This is a genomic window from Flavobacterium pokkalii (assembly GCF_014596575.1).
In the GTDB taxonomy this organism is placed as follows: domain Bacteria; phylum Bacteroidota; class Bacteroidia; order Flavobacteriales; family Flavobacteriaceae; genus Flavobacterium; species Flavobacterium pokkalii.
Window position 1 is genome coordinate 19,259 of sequence record NZ_NASZ01000008.1, and the last position, 23,487, is coordinate 42,745.

A 23,487-nucleotide genomic window follows, 5' to 3' on the forward strand; every position below is an offset into this window, starting at 1 on the left:
TAAAGTAAAAAAAAGCCGTCAATTTTTAAATGACGGCTTTTTGAATCCAAATGAAAACAATTAATTTTTAACAATATACTTCACAATTCTATCATTTCCGTTTAGAATATGCAGCAAATAATTCCCCGAAGACACCCCTTCCATCGACATTGATTGTATTTTATCCTTTATCTCCTGAATACGTATTTTTGTACCTAAAACATTGTATAATTCCAAAGTTGCACCAGTGTGAACTTCATTTAAGTTCACGTAGACAACTGAACTCACTGGATTTGGATATACTGTAATATTTCCAGAAGTCTTATTAGTACTTATTAAAGTTTTATCACTAGCTTCTTTATTAGTAGTACTTACACATGTCCCCAATTTATCTCCATGATTCAAATGGGACTGAACAGCTGTCGAACTTACACAAATCTCCTGACCATTATGACAAACCATCACTTTGTCACCACTATTACCACATTGCACGTTTATCATTTTGATTTCAATTGTAACGGTAGTTTGACATGATTTTGCGTCAATTATTAATACGCTATAAATTCCTGCCTGAGCAACAGCTATGGTTTGAGATTTTTGCCCTGAATTCCAAACATAACTATAAGGAGCAGTACCACCTGAAGGTATAGCAGTAATATTTAACGATGATGGTCCATAACCTACATAAATAGTATTTTTTGCATCTATTGCTGCGTTCATCGCATATACATCCGGTATTACAGCAGTCAATTGCATTGGGTTTGTATCGTCACAGTCTAAATTGTTTGCCACACCACAAGCTACCGGAGCACCTGCCCCTAATCCATCACCATCATTATCTGCATATAAAAACTGCGTATCATCACAATCAAGATTGTTAGTAGCATAAGCTTCCGGTGCTTCATTAACAGCAAGTAAAGCTATTGTACCCGATCCAAAACCATCCTTGTCTGCATCTACATAAAATAACTTATTCACAGTTAGCGGTTGTGTAACAGAAGTCGCTGCATTATAGATTTCATCTCCAGACTGCGAAGCTGTGATAATGGTTGTTCCTGCGCCAACAATGTGAACTTTACCATCAAGAATTGTAGCAACTTCCGGATTAGAACTTGTATAACTTATCGTCAATCCTGAACTCGCAATAGCTCCGGCTGTAAAATCAGCATCCTCCATTGTTTTTTCAGATAGGTTATTGAATGTAATACTCTGATCATTTTTAACCACCACAAGATTTCGTGTAACCATATCAGCTGAATAATAATTAGCATCACCTGTTTGAGAAGCAGTAATTTCCGTAGTTCCAGCACCAACAATATGAATTTTTCCATTCACAATTATTGCTACATTTACATTTGAACTGGAATAAGTCATTGGCAAACCAGAGCTCGCTGTAGCAGGATCAAAATCCACATCACCCATTTTCTTTGTGGCCATTACAGGAAATGAGATTGTTTGATAAGCTGGTGCAATCAATGCTTGTAATTCAGACACAGACTTAACTGTCTTTACCCAATCAACCTGATAGTTAGTTTCTCCCGATGTAATATCTGCAATTTTAAATTGAAAAGTAGAAAGAGCCGTTGGAGAACTTAATACAGCAGTTGAACCAAAACCAGTTTTAGACAAATCAAAATAATAGATATCATTACCTACTTTTCCTGTCCATTTGTTACTTCCATTACCGAATGATCCTAAATTTGAATCTAAAGTTATATTTGCGACTAAAGGCTTTTTAAATTTAATAGCTACAATTGGATAATTAGTTGGATATAAGGTTACACCCGCCGTTTTTTTGATATCCCCTCGATAGGATCCATTTGTTTGTTTTGAAAGATTTACTCTTAATTGTCCATTATCTGTAGCAGCAATTGCTCCACTGGTAGCTGCATTCCATCCCTCTGTAGTTGATGTAAAATTATCATTTATTAATCCTGTAGCAGGATCTAATGCAACCAAATCAGCAACTGATTTAACCGTTTTTACCCAATCAACAGTATAATTTGTTTCACCGGAGGCAATATCAGCTACTTTAAACTGAAAAGTTGACAATGTGGTGGCATCGATAGAAGATAACAAAACAGCCGATGAACCAAAACCAGTTTTAGTTAAGTCGTAATAATAAATTTCTTCTCCCTCTTTTCCTGTCCATTTGTTACTTCCATTTCCATAAGATCCTAAATTGGTATCTAAAATAAAATTACAGCTTACAGGTTTTTTCATTTTAACTGCCAATATTGGAAAATTACCCGGATGAACAGTTGTTCCGTTTTTTTGCATATCTCCCCTACTTTTCCCATTAGATTGAAGAATTGTTGTAATTTTTAATTCCCCATTTTCACTAGTGGCAACAGAACCTGAAGTAACAGCTTTCCAATTATCTGTAGTTGTTGTGAAATTATCATCAATTAAACCTTCATTTGGAAAAGGATGATTAGCTGTAGCATTCAAATAAAAAAGTAGTGAACCATAACCCGGATTATCAGCTCCAAAAGGCGCTCCTTCCGGCCCCATTTTACCTAATACAGCCATGGTTTGAGGCATCGCCAAACCTTTACGGTATACATAATGATTGTAAGCAATTTCAAATACAGCTCTTAACTCACCTCTTCCATTGGGAGAAATAGCAGTTGGAGTATAATCTTGATAATTTTTTTCGCAAAAATCATAACTGGTTTGATAAGGCACATCCTGTCCCAAATTATATTGAGATGTATATTCATAACCTCTCATAATAGCGTTATTATTAGCTGAGTACAAATCTATGCCTTGTTTCAAGGCCATTTCTGCCAATTCAGCTAGGGAACCTATCGCCAACATTACATGTGGTTGATCTCGGTTACTTTCCTGCAATTGACCTGCATCAGTAAGTACATAATTTTTGATACTTCCATTGCCGTCTCCGTAATAATAGTAGTTTACAGTTTTGTTAAACATAGCGGTATCTTCAGTAAATATGGCAATTCCCATCAATGCTTTCATACAAATAATGTCCCAATTTCCATGAGCACAAGGTCTAAAATTACCTATGATAGGATAAAAAACAGATTTTAACATATTCTGACATGCTAAAACTTTAGTTGATGACCACGCAGGATAGGTTGCTCGCATAATTTCTGCTGCATTGACCAACATAAATCCATACAATCCATTTAACTCTTCGTCTGCACCAATGATTGATTTTGTGGTGGCTGAATAAGCATCGATAATTTGAACTGCTTTTAAAGCATGGGCTTCATTACCTGTAATTTTATACATTAAAGAATTATAGTATGCAGCTAAAAAATCACTTTCGACATTATTTTTGACTGTTCCACCTGCAATACCATCTACGGTAATTGATGGATCTCTTGTTAAAGCTGTAAAAGGACCTTTCATCGTATAAGTAGCGGATGCTTTACCGGAAGCGATTAATTGCTGATAGCTTTGATACGGACGACTTACTTGGCGACTTACTAAATCTTTAATTCTATCCAAATCAGCAGCACTATGTAATAGTCCCGGGTGCACAAAATTTCCGCTAAATTCAAATTGAGGATTTGTATTCCCGGAAGGATTTAAATAAGAACGTAAGGCATCTACAGAAGCAAATGATTTTACCCAGGATACTTCATAAAAAGTCTTATTAGCATCAATCTCCTCCTGAGACAAAACAATATCTGCTATTTTAAACTGAAAAGAAGTTAAAGTTGTTGGCTGAGTTGTAGAAAGCGTTGTTGTTCCTAATTTTCCTGTGGATAAATCCCAGTAATATACATTACCTGTATCTGTAGCTATTTTAGTTGCATTATTATTCACGCTATTGTAGGAACCTAAATTAGTATCAAAAAAATAATTACAACGGGGTGGCTTTGTAATTTTAATCGCGATAATAGGATAAGAACCCGCATGAAAAGTTACCCCTCCATTTTTTCGAAAATCGGCACGGTATTTCCCTCCTGAAACCGGAGCAAAATTTACAAGATACTTTCCATTTTGGATTTGCCCAGTTGATCCTGAAGTTACAGGAATCCAATTAAAGGTATTTCCCGTTGAGAAATCATCATTAATCAATCCTGTTTGTGCTTCTATTTTTACAAAAGGTAAAAACAGTATCAACATACTAATGTAGCCCAAGTTAATAAATCGGCTTTGTTTTTTACTGTCAGTTTTAAAAAATACTGACTTAAAAAGAGAAATCAATAAAGTAGTTTTTTGGTTCATTTTTAGAGTGTTAAATTTTCTAATTCTTTTTTAGTGGTCGGTGTTGGTTTTAGATTTACAGATATCAAAACAGATTATGACATCTTACTTTTTTTCATTTTATCATAGGCTAACTATTTTAATTAAACGTTTATAACTGAACTATATATCACTCATTATCAACCGTTCTAAATTAGCTTAAAGGAATCACCATAACTATAAATCATCGTCCATAATGCATAAATTAGCATCCATTTTTAAAATAATTGAACTAAAAAAACTAAGAAGTTAATGGTTCTCCTTTTCTACCAAAACTTCATTAATCCTGTTTAAAAAAAATGCCCAAATCATATCCTGTTCAGATATAATTTGGGCAAAAAATAAATTCTATAAAAAACTGCTAAAACAAATCCCAATTAAATTAATAACTTATTATTCAAAACAATAAGCTAAAAAATTTAGCATTGGCTAACTACCTACCAAAATCGTCTTGTAAACGAACGATATCTTCCTCATCAGACGGATTTTCAGGATCGGTATGTTGCCATATTTCAGCAACGATACCCCAGGAATCCAAACCAATTAAGCGGTGACGTTCTCCTTTATCCATTTGGATAAAATCACCCGGAACAAGACTTTGTACATCTCCTTCTTCATCCGTCAGACTGGTCTTTACTCCTACAATTCCGGCTACTATTTTCCAAATTTCAGCTCTTCGAAAATGATATTGCCAAGACAATCTTTTATTTGGAGCCACCACTAAAATTTTTGGACTTAACTTATTGGTAATTTTAATCGAATCCATCTCAAGATGTGGAAAATATTTAGCTGCAAAAACTGCTGCCTGACCTTCGTCAATTACGAAAAAACCTCCCCAAGGTCTAAAATTATCTTTCTTGACAACCGTAAAATTTTCTTTTTTTAATTCAGCTTCAATTTGATTAAAAACCAGCTCTTTAGTATTATTTTTATCTGTATTAATATCCATTAATCTATTCATTTGAAGGTTTTCCGATGGTAGCTAAAATTCCACCATCCACATAAATCACCTGACCGTTCACAAAATTACTCGCATCAGAAGCCAGGAAAACTGCTGTTCCCGCTAAATCTTCCGGATCACCCCAACGACCTGCAGGTGTTCTTCCTATAATAAATTCATTGAAGGGATGACCATCTACACGAATTGGTGCTGTTTGCGAAGTCGCAAAATAACCCGGACCAATTGCATTTACCTGAATATTGTATTTTGCCCATTCGGTCGCAAGGTTTCTGGTTAACATTTTTAAACCTCCTTTAGCTGAAGCATAAGCACTGACATTGTCACGCCCTAACTCACTCATCATCGAACAGATATTAATAATCTTTCCAGACTGACGGGCAATCATCCCTTTAGCCACTAATTTTGACATAATAAACGGACCTACTAAATCCACATCAATCACTTTTCTGAAATCAGAAACTGGCATATCAATAGCTAATACGCGCATAATAATTCCTGCATTGTTCACTAAAATGTCAATTTTACCGTGATTAGCTTCAATCTCTGCCACTTTCTTTTCAGCATCAAGCTCATCAGTTACATCAAACACATATCCAGTAGCTTTATAACCTGCATTTCTGTATTGTTCAATCGCCACATCTAAAGGTTCCTGCACATTATTAGTAATAATTAACTCTGCTCCTGCTTTGGCTAAACCTTCTGCCATTGCCATTCCTAATCCGTGTATTCCTCCGGTAACCATAGCTGTTTTACCTTCAAGACTAAATAAATTTGTCATTCTTTATTATATATTAGTTATTAGTTTCACTTATTTTGTTGCCAGACTTTCTGACAATTCCTCTAAAGTTTTCCCTTTAGTTTCCGGCATTTTAAAGAATACCCAAAGCAATTGCCAAACCATCATTAGACAGAAAATACCAAACACTGTTGTAGAGCCAATTTCTTTAAACAAAAACGGAATGAATGAAGGGATTAAAGCTGCCAATACCCAATGAACTGAGGTTCCAAAAGAAGTACCGGCTGCTCTTAATTTATTTGGGAATAATTCAGATATAAAAACCCAAATTACAGACCCCTGGCCTACTGCATGAGAAGCGATAAATAAAAAGAAAAACACCGGGACAGCCATACCTTTCCACTCAAAATAAAAAGCCAGTGTTACTAATCCTAAAGACACTATATAACCAACAGATCCCAAATACATCAACGTTTTACGTCCATACTTATCAATTAAAGAAATACCTATTAGTGTAAAAATCAAGTTAACAATTCCAATCCCAATACTGCTAAAAAACGATGCTGATTTTTCCAAACCGGCCAATTCAAAAATACGTGGCGCATAATACAAGAAAGCATTAATCCCTGAAAACTGATTGAATAATGCGATGAAAAAAGCCAGCATCAGTGGTTTGCGATATTTTTTCATAAAAATAGACTCATCAGCTATTTCTTGTCCTTTTTCATTTTCCATAGCTTTTATTTCCTCAGCTACTTCTTCCTCTGTATTCACCAAACGTAATATTTCAACCGCTTTCTCTTTGTCTTTTTTATATTCATAAATCCAACGCGGACTTTCGGGAATTCCAAAAACTAATAAAGTATAAATTAAAGCCGGAGCAGATTGCACTCCCAACATCCAACGCCAGGAATTCTCTCCTATATCCTGCAACAAATAATTAGACAAAAAAGCGATTAGAATACCAAACACAATATTAAATTGGTACAAGGCTACCAATTTCCCTCTGTCTTTAGCAGGAGCAATTTCCGAAACATAGGTTGGTGCTGCAATCGTGGAAGCTCCAATTCCTAATCCTCCTAAGAATCTAAAAATTGAAAAAATGATGGAGTCATTAGCCAGTGCGGTACCCACTGCGGAAAGAAAAAATAAAATTCCTATCAAAATTAAAGTTTTCTTTCTACCTAATGCATTTGTAGGTATAGCACCAAAAACAGCACCTATTACTGTTCCCCAAAGTGCTGATGACATCACCACCAAACCATGATATAATTCAGATGAATTCCATAATTGCTGTAATTGTTTATCGGCTCCTGAAATTACTACGGTATCAAAACCAAATAGAAAACCGGCTAAGGCTACAACTATAGACCAGTATATTATTTTTTTATTGTTCATTTTTAATTTTTATTTTTTGGATTGGTTATAATTTATTTATTTTTAGTCAAAGCTAGATGTCAATAAAGGGGCATTACCTGCTTTCATTTTTTTATACCTTAATAAGGCTTCTACATAATAATAATCGGCGTAAATAATCGAATAATCGATTTCGGAACCAGCCGGTTTATGTCCTGTAGAATGTAACAATAATGCAGTATTTTTATCTCTGCTTTGGTAACTATCTGAAAGCTCTTTTAGCATTCCTTCGGCCTTATCTAAATATTCTTTAGCTAAAACAGCATCCTGCGTATAAGTTGATAATTCCAAGAGTGCCGAAGCCACCACTGCCGCTGCCGAAGCATCTCTAGGTGCTTTGGGAATTGTTGGATCATCAAAATCCCAATATGGAATTAAATCCTTTGGCAATCGGTCTAAATATACGCGGGTTACTTTATGAGCGAAATCAAGAAATTTAGGATCTTTAGTTTCCCTGTAAACCATGGTATAACCATAAATAGCCCAGGACTGCCCACGAGCCCACATACTACTGTCACTATAGCCCTGATGGGTAACCGCTTTTATTTTCTTACCTGTCTCCTTATCATATACCACTGCGTGATATGAAGTATAGTCTGGTCGGAAATGATTGTCCATCGTAACTGTAGCATGACTAACAGCCATATCGTATAACTTTTTACTTCCTCCGTTTTTAGAAGCCCAAAACAACAATTCCAAATTAATCATGTTGTCCATAATCGTATTATGCTGTGGCCATTCCATATTGGGAACTTCTCTTGGCCAGGACAAAATTGTTCCTACTTTGGGATTAAAAAGTGTTGCCAATGTATCGGCTGTTTTTAAAATTACCTTTTTATACTCCGGATTTTTAGTTAAACGATACCCATTACCATAGCTAGTAAAAACCTGAAAACCTAAATCGTGATCCAGAGCCGGAGTAACAGAAAGTGGTGCTAAATAATTGGTAAATTTATCAGCCGCTGTTTCCCATTTTTGATCTCCTGTAGATTCGTATAAATACCATAGTTCTCCAGGCCAGAAACCACTGGTCCAGTCTGTAAAATCCACATATTTCCATTGTTTACTATCCGGAGCAATATTCCTGGGAATAGATGAGCCATCATTGGGTATTAATTTCAAAGCATCTGAAGATTGTTTGACACAATAAGTTAATTGTGCATCTACATCAAATCCTTTATCTGATTTGTTATTTGTAATAGTACTTCCACAACCCACCAGCATTAAAGTTGCAAAAAGGGAGCCTGCAATTTGTTTTTTTAAATTCATAATATATTCCGCTAAATCTTTATTATTTTGTCAAATTCCAATAGATGATATACCTTTCTCCATGTATATTATAAATAGGGCTCAAAGTATTCTCTGTTCCTTTTATTTTAAACTCAAGGGTCTTCTCTTTATCCTTTAAAATATTATTTTCAAGTTTTTTTGCCGAAAACGGCAGCTTATTCGAAAGACTATTTGGAACCTTATAATCGTAAGTGTAATAATCATTATACAACTTTGGATTGCTATAAGGTGCGGGTTCAGCCATAGCCTCCGTTCCCATTTTTCCTGCCAATACTACAGGTCCGTAAGTTATTGCCGCTATATTAGGATTATCAATTGTTGGCACTACACTTATTTCCATTCCAAAAGAAACTTCAATAGAATCTCCATCGCTCCAATTTCGGTTGAGCACTATATAATTTCCTGGTTTTGATTTAACCGATTGCTTTTTTCCGTTTACTGTTACTTCTGCACTTACCGCCCATGATGGATATCGAATATGAATTGGCATGCTCACTGGATTAGGAGTACTAAGGGTCAGCTTTGTACTTCCTACATTTGGAAAACTAGTTTCCTGTTTTACGATAATTCCTTTTTCTTTCCAATTCAATTCGGACGGAATAAAAAGGTTCACATAAAGCCCTTTATCATGATAATAAATAAACTCCCCATATTTTGCCTGATTTTCAAAACCACTTCCCACACAACACCAAAATGAATTTTCAGGCGTACTGTAAACCTTGTGCGCACCGGGTTTCATCGGTAGAAAATAAGCTACCATGCCTGTTTTTGGATCCTGCTGCCCCAAAATGTGATTGTAAAGTGCTTTTTCATAATAATCCACATATTTTATTTGCGGATTATAGCCATACAAATGACGGGTTAGTTTTAGCATATTATAAACATTACAAGACTCTCCGGTATAACCACTCAAATGCTCTGAAAGATGATCCGGTTCAAAAAATTTCTCCTTATCACTATTACTCCCCGTAACAAATGTGTGATGATCGACAACAGTATTCCAGAAAAACTCAGGGATTTCACGGTTTTTATTTCCTCCTTCCAATTCATAATTTCGTGACAAACCTATTAGTTTAGGGATATAGGTGTTGGCATGTTTTTTATTGAGATTATCAACCTTATCCAAAAGCGGATTCAATGCGTCTTCGTGATAGAAAAATTCGGCAAGGAATTTATACTTATTGTCTCCTGTAATTTCATATAAGGCATAAAAAGAATCATTCATTCCCCCAAACTCATTTCTAAGCATTCTTTTACGTCCTTCATCAGTTAAAGGCTTTAACTTTTCGTAAGCCCAATCGGCCATTCCTTTAGCAATTTCTAATGCCGGCTTACTGTCACAATAAAGATATTGGTCGATTAAACCTGAAAAAAGTTTGTGTTGAGTATACCAAGGTGCCCAAACACTTTTTCCTGCAATGGCGCGGTCTATTAGATTTTGCGGAAACGCACTCAAATATCCTTTTTGATTCAATATTTTTTGAACCTCAACCAAGCCCGTAACCAAACTATCCGCTTTGACTTTGTATATTTTCTCTCCCGTAGCAGCATATAATAAAGCCAAACCGGAAAGAATATGCCCCGTACTATGACCTCTTAAATCACAGTCAAGGGATTCCCAGCCTCCTAATTTATTCACCGTAAAATAACCACCTTCCTGACTGCTAAAAACTCCCGCATTATTCCTGAAACTATGCAACAATCGATTAGCATCAATATCCATGATCCATTTACTTTCGCGCAGCATATTATCCTTAAACGGGCTGTCCAATAACTTCACATCATGAAGATCAAATCCTAAAACCTTTACATTTTTAGTATCATCTAATTTCAATTTTCCTTCATGCTGACCCGGATAATGAGATTGCCCATACATACTAATTGACATCCCTACAGCTAAAATCAAATACTTAATCATTCTGTTTTAATATTTTTTTATTTAAAAATTATTCTAACGACTTTCATTTTTTATTGGAAAATTTCTCTTCTTTATTTCAACCAAAAATGATCCTTCTTAAGAACATTCAATGTTACTAAGAATAATATTCCCGGACGATAAATTATAATCCAATCACTATAAATTATAGTTCTTATCTTTAATAAAAACCAGTAAATACAGCTATTAACAGATCACACGTTATATTTATATAAAAAAAGCAGTTAAGCTTTGTTGCTTAACTGCTTCTCTTTTTTTATACGCTGGAGCGAACTATTACTTAATCCAAAAACTTCGTTCAACAGGATCTGCCGATTGTAATTGATCTGCAATTCCATATTGCCAGGCTACCACGGTAACTTTAATTGGGAAATGGGTTCGAGGTGGTATTTTAGTAAAATGCAGTATATTGTCATCAATATAAGCAGGGCCTTCTTTTACATAATAACTTACTTTTGTCCCTGTACTTGATTTTGCATTTAATGCTATTTTTTTTATTCCAATTGCAACATCATTTATCGACACAAAATCAATCTGTTGAGGTGTTCCATCTTGATTTTTAATTGGAAATCGCAAATGCAACTGCTGTACTGCACTTTTATAAACGGCATCCCCTTCATTGTGTGCCAAAAGCCAAATATCACTGCTTCGTTTGCTATTATTAAAACCCAATTTATCAAATCTGATTTGGAAAGTAGTATCATTAACTTTCTTTACGGGGCCACAAATACGGTCAATTGAAAGTGGTGTTTTGGCAAAATCAGAAACCGGTTTTAACCTTAAGCTATCTGCAAAAAAAGCTTTTAAAGTAAAAGAAACTCCATCTTGTAAAGGCTTAAAAGCTAAAGCATAATTAGCATGGGTTTTATCTGGCTGCACTATTTCTCCGTTTTGCATTAAACCAATGTATTGCATTTTCTTACCTCTGGATTGCGCATAAAATTGTTCCGTATTTTTTGCCATTTTTTTATCAAATACCCAGGATGCAGTTCTTCGGTCGCCTTTAAAAGTGGTAAATGAAGCAGCTTTTGATTGCGGAATAGAATCCTGTCTCCATTTGTCCATCAACCAGCCTGATTCGGGATTTATTGGCTTAAGCTGTGGTTTTTCATTAAATTCTGTTTTGGTAGGGATTCTCTTTTTTGCAGCTTGGCAAATAAAATCAGCCATATACTTTACTAAAGCATCTGAATAATCAAAATGACCATGACCGGCATCAGCAAATAAGGTAATTACACTTTTTGGATGTTTTTGAATATAGTTATAAGCTGGCTGTATGCGTTTTTCCCACCATTCGTATTCCCCCATGATGAATAAGGATGGAATTCCATCTATATTTCTCTTACCCCAATCGGGATTCGGTTTACCATTGCCAGTTAGATTCGTTTGTGGCGCATCGCCATGGATTGAAACTAAGGCTAAGGTTCGTTCCGGATTAAAAGCTGCAAAATTCCATGGGAAACTTGCCATTGCCGAATGTCCTATGGGTACAATAGGTGCATTAGCTAATTCCTGATAACCTGAAACCTCAGCCAAATCTTTGAACATATCTGAGATTATCTTATCCTCTCCTTTAGTTTTATCATACATCCAACTCACTACCGGCGTAACCCATACTTCAGCAAAACCTATTTCGGCCATTACTTTTCTAAAATAGGCATGTTCCAAGATTCCTTCTTCGATCATGTTGTGTTGGCCAAAAACAATTCCATTGACCTGCTTGCAATTCTCAGGAATCCATAAATAAGCTTGCGGATGATCCTTGGTTTCATCAGAAATCATTCCTTTTACCGGAGTACTCCATTGCCAAACCTGCGCATAGCTGTTCAGACAAATGAAACACAAAGCAAAATTTAAATAATTTAGAATTCTCATTTTTCAAAATTTACTTTGTAGAAACTTCAGAAATAATCAACGCCACACCGCCTGAAGCTTTTAGATTAAAACTCAAAACTTCTCCTCCTTTAATTTTGAATTCAGCAACAGCTACTTTGGTACGCGTTGCTACTTTGTCATCATCCTGAAATGATTTTACCACATACTTTTTCCCTTTAACTAAAAAGTCAGTTGGAATTATAATTTTACGAGCTTCATTATTTGTAATAGTACCTACGAACCATTCTTTTTCACTTCTTCGGGCAACTGTAATATATTTTCCTACTTCACCATTAATTACTTTGGTTTCATCCCAAACCGCTTTTACTCGATCAAAAAACTCAATTTCCGGTTCTCCCTGATATGCAGAAGGCTGGTCATACCAATACATAAATTGAATTGGACTGTAATATACCGCTGCTAATGCCAATTGGTGTGCATGTGTATTTTTAATCGCTTTGCTATAATACGCAATCGTATAATCGGCTGGTCCTGCTAAGAAACGGGTAAAAGGCAAAATGGTATTATGGTTGGCATCCGGCATTTCTTCGTTGCCGCGGATTCCTTCCTGTGTCATTAAATTAGGATACGTACGGCTAAAACCGGTAGGACGGTATTCATCATGTATATCCACCATTAAACCGTATTCTGCACATTTTTTAACGGCTTCATGCAGCCAAGTTGACCAACGCTGATTTCCCACCTGAACAAATCCAAATTTAATCCCTTTGATTCCCCATTTTTTATATAATGGTAAAATGGAATCCAATTGCTGAATCAACGCACGTTGATTCACATAGACCCATAAACCGATTCCTTTTGAAGCGGCGTAAGCCGTTAATTCCGGCATATTGAAATCTTTGGTTTCAGAAACTTTAGTAGCGTCAGAACTCATTTTCATTTCAGGTCCGTACCAACCTGCATCCAAGTGGATGTATTGTAAACTATGTGCGGCAGCAAAATCAACACATTTTTTAGCATCTTCCTGAGTCAATTTAGCTACACGAATTACTTTTCCCGGTTTAATCCAAGAAATATCCTTAATTTGATTTTCAGGATTTAGATTCAAAATGATTGTATTGTTTTTTATCAAATCAATATCCTTTTCCGCAGCCATAATCACGCGCCAAGGAGTACTGTAGGCAGGAATTACATCTACACTACTGTATAATGTAGCCTGTAAGGTGTTGGGTTTTGTGGCATTTAAACTAAACTTCATTCGGGCATAATCAATCATTTGAGCTTCGGCAATTGCGACTGACAAACCATTTGTAAGTTTCATTGTTAAAGGGCGTTCACTCTGGCCTTTCCAATCTTTAAGCGGCAATAAAGAATAATGAGCTTGTGCCCAAGGCTCGTAATAAGCCAAAGTGCCTTCTGGCATCGTAAACTGGGTTTGTTCTCCAACAATATGTAGGAATAATCCATTTGTAGGCTCTGGAAAATGATATCGAATAGCGACCCCTTCATTGTATGCTCGAACTACTACATTCATAAAGTAACTTTTGTTTTTATCGTAACCATCGGTTAACTTTTCTTTTGCTACTTCTCCTTTTCGAAAGGCTATCGTTATTTCGTTATACTTATTTTGAATAATTGCATTTTCACCATACACGGGTTTCCAGGAATCACTTACCTCATTAAGTTGTACGCCTGTAAAATTTAGGTTTTCACCCCAAACTTTACAGTTATCATTAGGAATTCCAAGTGCTGACTCGAAAGTATTGTTTTCAATCAATATTCCCAATTCTGACTCTAACACCACTTTTTTTCCTTTAAATGACAGACTGTAATACATTTGTTTTTCGCCTGCATTCCCTTTTTTTTGATAAAAAGTAAAATCATAAGCTCCATCAGGAGACTTTAGGTTTTGCACTGTTTCCTGAAGGATTGATTGTGCTTTTATTGTTACTGTACAACAAAGCAAAACGCCTATTGTATAAATTTTAAATAATTTCATTACTTCAATATTTATTTTGTTATTCTAAACCAGTCAAAATCAGCGTAGCCTCCCATTCTTACATTCGATTGGCTTAGAGCAAAAATTCCTATTTTGGCTGAAATCCATAAATCTTTTTCTGCTATTGCTTCTTGACCAATTGTGATAAAATCAATTCCATTTTCACTATAACTAAACTTGCAGGCAGCATTAGGAGCGGTGATATTCATGCACAATTGTACTTCATTTGAATTTAAAGGTCTTTCTTCAATAACTTTTTCTAAAGTGCCTTCATGAGCATTAGTGCAACTAATTTGTTGCACCCAATACTTTCCATCGTGAAAAGCAATTGCTACATAAGCATAGGATTTCCCCATCAATAATAAGCCTGCTTTTTTGCCTGGAGTATCCCATTCAGTAGTCAAATTCACTTTGGTTATTGCAGTAAAATTAGGAGCCGGTAGTTTTTGCAATAATAGATTGGGTACATTCCAAAGATTAGGTTCCTCTTTTTGACTAATGGTAAAAAGTCTCAAATAGTCTGTTCCGGGAATTTGAGCACTCCATTTTATAGAAGAATTAGCATACCATTGCCATTGTAAGCCCGGTTTTCCATTGTCAAATTCATCGCTTTCTGCAGGGTGTACAATTGGTAAATTATTCCCAACAACTGGTTTGATTCCCGAAAGTATTGGTTCACCTACGCCATTTCCGTCAAAATCTTTTCCCATAAGTGGCCAATTGTCTTTCCATTGTATCGGTTGCAGGTGCAATACACGACCATAAACGCCCTGATCCTGAAAATGTAAAAACCAGGAGTTATTATCAGGAGTTGTTACCCAAGCTCCCTGATGCGGTCCATTTATATTAGTACTCCCTTGCTCTAATACGATTTTATCTTCATAAGGGCCGTAAATGTTTTTTGAACGCATGACTACCTGCCAACCTGTTTCAACACCTCCTGCGGGAGCAAAGATGTAATAATAGCCGTCTTTTTTATACAATTTTGGACCTTCCATAGTATGGTGTTTATCATGACCATCAAAAACGTTTTGACCTTCATCAAGCACTTTAGTTCCTTCGATATTCATCTCTTTTATTGTGAGAACACTATTGATACCGGCACGACTTCCAGCCCAGGCATGAATTAAATAGGCCTTATTTCCTTCCCAAAGCGGACAGGGATCAATGATTCCTTTTCCTGCCATTACTAATATTGGCGTTGACCATTTGCCATAAATATCTTTGGTTTTAACCATATATACACCAAAATCGGGATCTCCCCAATAAATATAAAATTCGCCTTTATGGAATCGGATAGCGGGAGCCCAAACTCCTTTGCTATGTTGTGGAATATTAAAAACCGTTTCGGGAATTTGTTTTTCCAACGCATAATTGATGATTTTCCAATTTACTAAGTCTTTTGAGTGCAAAATGGGTAAACCCGGAATACAGTTAAAACTACTGGCCGTCATATAATAATCATCCTTTACCCGAATTACATCGGGATCGGAATAATCGGCATACAAAATGGGATTGGTATAAGTCCCATCTCCCTTATCTGATTGCCAGACTTGAGAAACATAATTTTTAGTTTGCTGTTGTGTCTGTGCTATTATAAGAGAATTAGAACTTCCTAATAGGAAAGCTGTAAGTCCTAAAAAGATGTATTTAAATCTGAAAATTATTTTTTTTATATCCATTATTTAGTATTACTTATTTGTTAATTTTTATCACTAATGGATTGGCAATTATTTCAGCCTGTTTTTCTAACATTGCATCCCAATCCATTACATCTTTTATTTGGGTGCTTGCTGTCCAGGCAAATCCTGCGTAGTACGTTATTTTATTATCGGGATTGGTCAGAATTAATAAATTACTTTGATCAGCTGTTTTCGAATCATGAACAAAAGCGGTATCAATCAATTTAGGACTTAAAACAATTCCTTCTCCTACAAATGCACTATCAATTGGTTCCCAATGACGAAACCATCCTTTAGGTTTGTTAATGTTCACTTCTCCTTTTTTATCATGAAGCGTAATTCCAACTGTGTAATTAGGAATCCTTTTATTTGAACTATAACTAATTTCAAATTTTGAAAAATTTGAATCCAAATCCAGTGAAATTCTTTTCACTTCCTGAATATCATAACTACTCCAAGGAGCATAAGTCAATTCAAAAACGGTTCGCAAAGGCCCTGTGGTTATTGTTTTGTAACTCACATAATTTTTTGACACCAATAAACTATCTTTTTCCCAAAGTCCTGTTCCTCCTGTTCCTCGACTTGCCCCTACATGGTAAGGGTCATAACCTTCTCCATGTTCTATATGGTAATATCCCGGATTGGCTACATTTTTTTTATACCAACTGTCAATTATAGAATAGTCCACTCTTTTCAACCATAAGTCGATACCACTCGAAAGTGTTCCTCCTTCTTTGCCTTCTTCAACTAGTTGTTGTGCTACAGGACCATAAGCTCTGAAGGCCACCTTGTTGTTTTCCCAGGCATAATCGTCAATTCGTTCCGGTACAAAACGCGAATAGGTTTTCGCCTTTGGCTCGGCAACCGGTATTGTATCCAGTATAATTACATATTTTGCCGTTGCATTTGCCGCTACATTTGCCTGAAAAAGCAACTCGTCTCCTTTTCCGTCTCCATCATTATCAACCCATTGTGTAACTAAATATTGATTAGTTCCCTTCTGCTTGATACGAATATTTTTTTGATTGTTTTTATCTAAAAGGGGGTGCAATTTATTACGATGCAGGCTAATAATTTCATTACGGCTAAACCCCAATGTGTTTTTTATTTCAATATTAATTTCTTCATGTTTATCCGTTTTTGTACAGGCCGTTAACGATATTAATTGGAAGAAACTTATTGCCAGTAGGCTACTTTTGAAATGCTTGTATCTCATACTATTTATTTTAATTCGTTTTAAAAGTGATTCCTTCCACATGTTCTCCAACAAAAAAGTTAGCCATATCAGAAGTTTTATACCACTTTGGTTTTCCTTGCATATCATCAGAAATTAAAACCCCATTTATTTTCAGATTTTCAAAACTGATGTTCTTAATTTTTCTTTGCTCGTTGTAACCGGCAATAATCGAAGTATTCGCATTTTGACCATAATAATCTATATTACGAAACACGACATTTTCGATACCCAAGCCAGGTGCTGTACAATACTTGACATTATAGAATACTCTTAAATTGAGTAATTGACCTTCTCTGAAATCTTCTACTCTGATATTCTCAAATAGCACATTTTTAGCCAGATTATTATCGCCAACGTTGATACTCATACAACCTTGATAATCCTGTTGTTTTTCTTTATGATCCAAAATATTGATATTTTTATAAATTAGATTTTCCAGCACATCCGGTTTGTCACTATTTCCATGTGTCCCTATCAAAATAGGATGACCAACATCAGCCCAAAGTGTTGAATTTTGCATCGTAATATTTTTTGCACCGCCTTTAAACTCTTTACGAGTACCATAAACCGTAGTACAATCGTCAGAAGAACGGATGAAGACCCTATCAAACAAGACATTATTAGCAGCCATTATATTCATCCCATCTCCCCAACCAAAAAAGCTGATGGTTTTTACATTTTGGATGCTTACATTATCCGATTCTCCTGTCAAGCATTGTGAAGCGAAAATATCCTGAATAGTAATATTTTTAGAAAAAGCTATTTTAACACCCAACCTAACTTCCTGATCGACAATACCCCTACCACAAACCTTCACATTTTGAGCATTGTCAATCAATATCTGCCCTTTTAATACGGCACCACCGGCTAAATAAAGAGTTTTATTAGATGGTACTTTTAATATTTGATTTGGAATTTCATGAATACCAGGGCCAAAATAGATGACATTTGGATCTTTAGGATTTGGTACATCTTTCTCAATTGGATTTGCAAACAGATGCAGGTTATGAAAAATATCATCGTTGATTTCTACTGAAAGATTCGCTGGATTTGTTAAAGTAAAATACAAAGTGTTTTTGTCGATTTGAGTTTTAATTCCTTTCGATAGCGGACGAACTCTTGCTGAATTGATATTCCCTTTATTTAGAGTTACCGCTACTTCAACTTTGCCCGAAAAATCAAAAGATGCCATCGAAGCATTTTGTACCGAATGTCCGGTGCCTACTACCTGATCTACTTTTATTCCATACTCAAACAAATCTTTCCACTCACCGCCCGGTTTTCTAACCTTTACTGAAAAATCATCATTGTGCATGCTTTTTAAAATAGCATCAGTTGTTTTATAAACTACTAATTCCTGAGCAGTCGTTTTAAATGTTCCGCAGAATACTAATAGTAGCATTGTAGTTAGTGACCAAAATTTTTCTTTAAATACCATTATTTTTTTATTTATTTTTTAAAAACTCCATAACTAATCGATTAAAAGCCTCCGGATTTTCCAGATTACTCACATGTCCTGCATTGGGTACAATTACTTGTTTGGCAGCAGGCACGCATTCTAACAACTTATTGCGATTATTTTTATCAACTTCTCCCGTTAAAACCATCACCGGAACCGTTATTTTTTGCTTCTTTAGCAAAGGAATCACATCATTCCCCAGTACTAAACGAGGTTCAACATGCAAAGGCTGCCATTGATCCCATTTGTAAATCATATCCCAAACAGCTCTTCTTATCTGCTCCAGATTACTTCCTCCTTTTCGCATCAATGCATTTAACCATTCCCATTTTTGGTTCATCGTTCCTGCCTTTTCCATCTTTTCAATTTCAGCTCTTCTAACAAGCAGTTGTTCTTTTGTCCAAGGTTCAGATGGTCCGGGAACCGGAAAAACACCACCACTAGCCATGGTAACTGACAAAAGTCGGTCTTGATGTAAGGCGAGAAAATCTGTCGCTATAAAACCTCCCATAGAAAGTCCGACCAAATGCGCTTTTTTAATTTTTAGATAATCCATTACTTTCAAAAGGTCTTCTACATGAAGAAATTCAAGTCCTTCTTTTGGCATATCTGAATAACCATACCCCTTACAATCATATCGAATGACTCTGTACTTTTTGGCAAATTCAAAAAACTGAGGATCCCATTCGCTATGATCAAAAGAGTGGCCGTGGATAAAAATCAATGGTTCCCCTTTTCCTAATTCTTCATAATACAGTTTTGCATTTCCTACCTCAACAAAGCCTGTTTTTACTTTTAGGGGTAATGAAGCATTTTTATAAACGTCTCTGACCATAATAGGCAATACAGGACTATTATAAAAAGAAGAAAAGCCCCCTAAATTGGCTTTTACCACATTTACATGAGTCAGAAAAAAACCATACGTATTCGTCGTTTTGTCAATCCAGGGATAAGCACCTGCCCAACTGGGACTGCTTATTAAAACTGCTTTTCCATTTGCTTCCAATTCTTCTCTCCATTCACCAAATCCGTATACTCCGTTATGTTTTTCAGCCCGTACTCTTTCTACATATTCGTGACTTGCAACTTTGGCACTCCCAATTTGGTCGGCCTGCATCTCTGCGACAGACGCAACACTTAAAATTTGTTTTCCTTTATAATTCCCGTCATGACTAATCATTTCTAAAAAATGAGCGTAATCATAAAGTGTACTTTTCGCTCCTCCTCCCAACATGGGACTATGGCCTCCACTTTCATCCACAGGAACGAAATGAGTATTTTTCATTTCTAATGGATTAGCTATATTTTCTAAAAAAATAGTTTCAAAATCTTTGCCCGTCGCTAATTCGGCCATTCTGCCTGCTACCTGCATTGCCAATCCTCCATAATGAAAAACACTTCCCGGCTCGGCATTAGCGGGTAAATTAACAATGTGTTTAACCGACTCTTCTAAAGTTTGGTAATTATCTGTAACTGAATCCTTAGGCTGGTAATCCGGAAAACCGGAAGTATGGGAAAAAAGCTGTCTTAAAGTTGCTTGCCCCTTAACATCCTTAAACTCCGGCAACCATTTATTCACCTTATCATCCCAGGAAAGATTTGTTTTTTCGACCACCGAAGCTATTGTTGCTGCAGCCAGCCATTTTCCGGCAGAGGCAATAAACACCTGAGTATCCCTATTATAATTCCCAAAATATTTTTCATAAACAACTTTGTCATTTTTAGAAACTAAAATAGACGCTCCATCATAATAACTGCTGTCCACCCAAGTTTGAATTTTCTTTTCAATAGGCGAAAAATCATAATCTCTGTGTTTTTTTTGTTGATGCCTTTGCCCGAATAAATTACTACAAGCTGATAACAAAAGAATCAATATTGCAGCTTCATAAACTTTAACAAATACCTTATCTAACACTTTTATCATTTCATATCAATTTTAATTTTTTGATACGATAATGCAGGCAACTTAAAACTTTGCGTTTTCTCCTTTTTATTATAAATCCCTTCATATTTTGTTCCAGCTGCATCGGTTATAATTCCGTTCTTGATTTTTCCTTCTGCAACAATTGAAAGCGTTACAGCTACATCTGAACTAAAATACAATTCTCCGTTTTCATTTTTCAAAACCGCAGAAGCCACGTCATTGCCTAAATCCAACGAATATTTTCCATTTGAAATGTTTTTCCCATTACCTAAAAAGAGTGTAAAATCAGCTGCTTTTTTACTGATTATTCCATAAGTTCCCGTAACTGAAAATAAATTAAAATTCATTTTTTCATTGGTAGTAGTATTCGAAAAAATAAAATCTTCTCTTCCTGATTTATTAGTCACATGAATCCCTACAAACTCATTTTTTCCAAAATAATCCACCGATTGAATATTAGTTTCATTATTCAAAGCAGGTTCATAAATGGCTACAAAAGGACGATTCCAAGCTTCACCGTTTTGTCTCACAACCAATGTTGGAATTGGACTTTTGTTAATATCATCCGGCAATAAACCATGAGATAAAGCGGTAGATTTCGGAGAAAGCACTGAGAAAACTTCTCTGTCTGATTGCCCTTGAAACCAAAGATTCATGTTTACGATTTTATCTTTTAAAGCTAGGTTAAATTTCCCTTTAAAATCCTGATTGGTTTCCATTGACATTTTATCCCACATATAATCGTAAGCCATTAAGTCCCCATCACCAAAAGCTAATTTTGTGGTAGGTTTTAAATCTAATGGAATTCCATTTATTGCAGTCAATTCTAAATTTTGTCCCAGATTATGGAAAAAATATTCATTCTTTATGTTATTACCATCTTTCTGATTGGAGCGAAAAATATCAATATAATAACCCTCTTCTTCATTGTCTTTTACAATTCCCATAACTCTGCGCTGATCGCTATAAGTTTCAGGCTCAAAGAAAGAAACATCAGAAAAAGTAATTCCCGGAACAATTCCTTTAGTAATACCGCTTTTAGGATAGGCAGCATTCAAACTAAAGGCATGATTGCTTTTCATTTCGGGATACTTAGATTTACCATTAACGATAACTGTATTATGAGCAGGAAATTGCGTATAATATTCGGCATATTCTATAGAAAAATAGCTAGATCCATGTCCCATTTCGGGAGCTAACGGTAAACCTTTCCCATACAATTCCATCGCAATACCATTAGAATGCATATGATTTCCTAAGGATCCAATTTGACTAATCATTAAAGCAGAATCTCCTTCACCCTGACGTTGTACCAACCAGCTGTTATGAGGCACATAAAATAAAGGAGTAGTAAAATCGGTTAATTTACCGGCTGCACTATTTTTATCAAATACTAAGTTTTTTTCTATAAAAAGATCCTGAATATTTTTCCCAATATATTTTCCTTCTCTTGTTTCGTCACTATAAATCGTTTGATACATTTTGGTAAAATATTCCTCATCGGCTTTCTTACCATATTTCTGCGCATTTTCGATACTATAAAGCAGAGGCTCTTTTCGCAATTTATTGTAATGTCCATCCCCGAAAGAAACCATATATTTATTAGGATAAAGATATTGTACACTGGATTTTACCGCCTGCTTTAAAATTGGCATTTCTTTTAACAAATCGATATCAAAATTACGGTCGTAAAACTCGGCAAACGAAATAAAATCACTTAAAACATTCATGGAATAGCCTGGGCTTTCATTCCAAACTCCGGTAGTTTTATCGTAACCATAATCCATCAATTTATTCATTGACCATTGTCGAGTTGAGCTTTGATTCATAATTTGATCCAGATAATACTGCGCCCCTTTTCCGTTTTTATAAGCTGAATTGTTTTCTAAAACCAAAGCGATGTGCGAAATATGAGCCGCTTCTAACAAATTCCAGTTATTAAAACTTACTCCGTTTTTAATTTGTAAATCTGCCCATTTTTGCAAGGTAGCGTCATAAATTGTTATACTTTCCGGATTTTTAGCCCCAATAAAATCATGTAAAAAGTCGTAACATTGGGTAATTTCATTTAATATATGATCCTGAATAACTTCAAATTGAATGTAACTAACTAAAGTTTGATGGTGTCCATGACTTAAATCAATAGGTTCATTCAAATAATAAACCCCTTTTAAATACGTATCCAGAACATTGTATGCTAAATTTGCATACTCTTCATCTCCAGAATACCAGTACATAAATGCGGCATCACGGGCAATAGTTAAAATTTGTCTATTGATTGAATTTACAATTCCAGATGTAGCAACAATAGGTCCCCATTCCCATACATTTGTTGTACTATTTTGAAGATACAAACCTCTTGGATCATCCATGTAGGGCTTAATATCTTCTAATTTTGGAGTTCTATAGCTTGAAGGTGTACCACGTCCGCCAATGAACTTTACTGTTGGAACCGGTGCTTCTCCTTCTGCATGATCGTATTTTCCTCCATTAATATATACCTGTGTTGATTTTGTCTTCCAATACATTTGTAATCTGGAAACTAACCAGGTTTTATCTCTTTTATAATGCTCAAGATAAGGCGCAACATTATTTTTAGTTTTAGTAATTATTGCCGCTGCCCAATCTTCCTTTTGTACCAGCTCTTTTAGCTGATTCAATGACATATCTTTCCCAAAAACACGGGGATGTTGTGAGCCTATATTTTGAGGAACAGGCAAATTTTGAGATTCCGCATTACTTACAGAAAACAACAGAAAAAGAAACGACAGAATTTTATTTCGCATAGTAATTATTTTATATTTAAGTAAG

13 protein-coding genes are annotated in these 23,487 nt (G+C 35.5%); all 13 read right to left on the reverse strand.

Translation table 11 applies throughout. The annotated features are described in order from the left end of the window. Nucleotides 1-60 precede the first annotated feature (60 nt). Nucleotides 61-4,182, reverse strand: a complete 4,122-nt coding sequence (locus B6A10_RS07105) for a DUF4979 domain-containing protein (protein ID WP_188220310.1) — start codon at nucleotides 4,180-4,182, stop codon at nucleotides 61-63. A 451-nt stretch (nucleotides 4,183-4,633) separates the two neighbouring features. After that, the gene (locus tag B6A10_RS07110; RefSeq protein ID WP_238929370.1) at nucleotides 4,634-5,161 is read right to left on the reverse strand and encodes a cupin domain-containing protein; all 528 of its coding nucleotides are present in this window, start codon (nucleotides 5,159-5,161) and stop codon (nucleotides 4,634-4,636) included. Next, complete coding sequence (locus B6A10_RS07115) at nucleotides 5,154-5,939, reverse strand: gluconate 5-dehydrogenase (protein WP_188220311.1); 786 nt, start codon at nucleotides 5,937-5,939, stop codon at nucleotides 5,154-5,156. The genes B6A10_RS07110 and B6A10_RS07115 overlap by 8 nt, the downstream gene beginning before the upstream one ends. A gap of 30 nt (nucleotides 5,940-5,969) precedes the next feature. Further along, the gene (locus B6A10_RS07120; RefSeq protein WP_188220312.1) at nucleotides 5,970-7,295 is read right to left on the reverse strand and encodes a sugar porter family MFS transporter; all 1,326 of its coding nucleotides are present in this window, start codon (nucleotides 7,293-7,295) and stop codon (nucleotides 5,970-5,972) included. Nucleotides 7,296-7,337: 42 nt separating this feature from the next. Beyond that, the gene (locus B6A10_RS07125) at nucleotides 7,338-8,582 is read right to left on the reverse strand and encodes a glycoside hydrolase family 88 protein (protein WP_188220313.1); all 1,245 of its coding nucleotides are present in this window, start codon (nucleotides 8,580-8,582) and stop codon (nucleotides 7,338-7,340) included. A 22-nt stretch (nucleotides 8,583-8,604) separates the two neighbouring features. Further along, the gene (locus tag B6A10_RS07130; protein ID WP_188220314.1) at nucleotides 8,605-10,521 is read right to left on the reverse strand and encodes a glycoside hydrolase family 127 protein; all 1,917 of its coding nucleotides are present in this window, start codon (nucleotides 10,519-10,521) and stop codon (nucleotides 8,605-8,607) included. A 294-nt stretch (nucleotides 10,522-10,815) separates the two neighbouring features. After that, entirely contained in the window at nucleotides 10,816-12,414 is a 1,599-nt protein-coding gene (locus B6A10_RS07135; protein ID WP_188220315.1) for a hypothetical protein, read from the reverse strand. 10 nt (nucleotides 12,415-12,424) lie between these two features. Beyond that, a complete protein-coding gene (locus B6A10_RS07140) occupies nucleotides 12,425-14,374 on the reverse strand; it encodes a glycoside hydrolase family 97 protein (RefSeq protein WP_188220316.1) in 1,950 nt (649 codons plus the stop codon). A gap of 11 nt (nucleotides 14,375-14,385) precedes the next feature. Then, entirely contained in the window at nucleotides 14,386-16,056 is a 1,671-nt protein-coding gene (locus B6A10_RS07145) for a glycoside hydrolase family 43 protein (RefSeq protein WP_188220317.1), read from the reverse strand. Nucleotides 16,057-16,069: 13 nt separating this feature from the next. Continuing rightward, the gene (locus B6A10_RS07150; protein WP_188220318.1) at nucleotides 16,070-17,272 is read right to left on the reverse strand and encodes a DUF4861 family protein; all 1,203 of its coding nucleotides are present in this window, start codon (nucleotides 17,270-17,272) and stop codon (nucleotides 16,070-16,072) included. 10 nt (nucleotides 17,273-17,282) lie between these two features. Continuing rightward, nucleotides 17,283-18,731 (reverse strand): glycosyl hydrolase family 28 protein, encoded by a 1,449-nt coding sequence (locus B6A10_RS07155; protein WP_238929371.1) that lies wholly within the window; start codon nucleotides 18,729-18,731, stop codon nucleotides 17,283-17,285. A 7-nt stretch (nucleotides 18,732-18,738) separates the two neighbouring features. Next, nucleotides 18,739-20,676 (reverse strand): alpha/beta fold hydrolase, encoded by a 1,938-nt coding sequence (locus B6A10_RS07160; protein ID WP_188220319.1) that lies wholly within the window; start codon nucleotides 20,674-20,676, stop codon nucleotides 18,739-18,741. Further along, nucleotides 20,673-23,462: a heparinase II/III domain-containing protein gene (locus tag B6A10_RS07165; RefSeq protein WP_188220320.1), complete on the reverse strand. Its 2,790-nt coding sequence runs from the start codon at nucleotides 23,460-23,462 to the stop codon at nucleotides 20,673-20,675. The genes B6A10_RS07160 and B6A10_RS07165 overlap by 4 nt, the downstream gene beginning before the upstream one ends. Between the last annotated feature and the right edge of the window lie 25 nt (nucleotides 23,463-23,487).

Excerpts from the sequence above, each read along its gene's own strand:
- B6A10_RS07150 (WP_188220318.1), bottom strand. The coding sequence starts at position 17,272 with ATGAGATACAAGCATTTCAAAAGTAGCCTACTGGCAATAAGTTTCTTC.
- B6A10_RS07135 (WP_188220315.1), bottom strand. The coding sequence starts at position 12,414 with ATGAGAATTCTAAATTATTTAAATTTTGCTTTGTGTTTCATTTGTCTG.
- B6A10_RS07120 (WP_188220312.1), bottom strand. The coding sequence starts at position 7,295 with ATGAACAATAAAAAAATAATATACTGGTCTATAGTTGTAGCCTTAGCC.
- B6A10_RS07160 (WP_188220319.1), bottom strand. The coding sequence starts at position 20,676 with ATGATAAAAGTGTTAGATAAGGTATTTGTTAAAGTTTATGAAGCTGCA.
- B6A10_RS07155 (WP_238929371.1), bottom strand. The coding sequence starts at position 18,731 with ATGGTATTTAAAGAAAAATTTTGGTCACTAACTACAATGCTACTATTA.
- B6A10_RS07140 (WP_188220316.1), bottom strand. The coding sequence starts at position 14,374 with ATGAAATTATTTAAAATTTATACAATAGGCGTTTTGCTTTGTTGTACA.
- B6A10_RS07165 (WP_188220320.1), bottom strand. The coding sequence starts at position 23,462 with ATGCGAAATAAAATTCTGTCGTTTCTTTTTCTGTTGTTTTCTGTAAGT.
- B6A10_RS07130 (WP_188220314.1), bottom strand. The coding sequence starts at position 10,521 with ATGATTAAGTATTTGATTTTAGCTGTAGGGATGTCAATTAGTATGTAT.
- B6A10_RS07145 (WP_188220317.1), bottom strand. The coding sequence starts at position 16,056 with ATGGATATAAAAAAAATAATTTTCAGATTTAAATACATCTTTTTAGGA.
- B6A10_RS07125 (WP_188220313.1), bottom strand. The coding sequence starts at position 8,582 with ATGAATTTAAAAAAACAAATTGCAGGCTCCCTTTTTGCAACTTTAATG.
- B6A10_RS07110 (WP_238929370.1), bottom strand. The coding sequence starts at position 5,161 with ATGAATAGATTAATGGATATTAATACAGATAAAAATAATACTAAAGAG.
- B6A10_RS07115 (WP_188220311.1), bottom strand. The coding sequence starts at position 5,939 with ATGACAAATTTATTTAGTCTTGAAGGTAAAACAGCTATGGTTACCGGA.
- B6A10_RS07105 (WP_188220310.1), bottom strand. The coding sequence starts at position 4,182 with ATGAACCAAAAAACTACTTTATTGATTTCTCTTTTTAAGTCAGTATTT.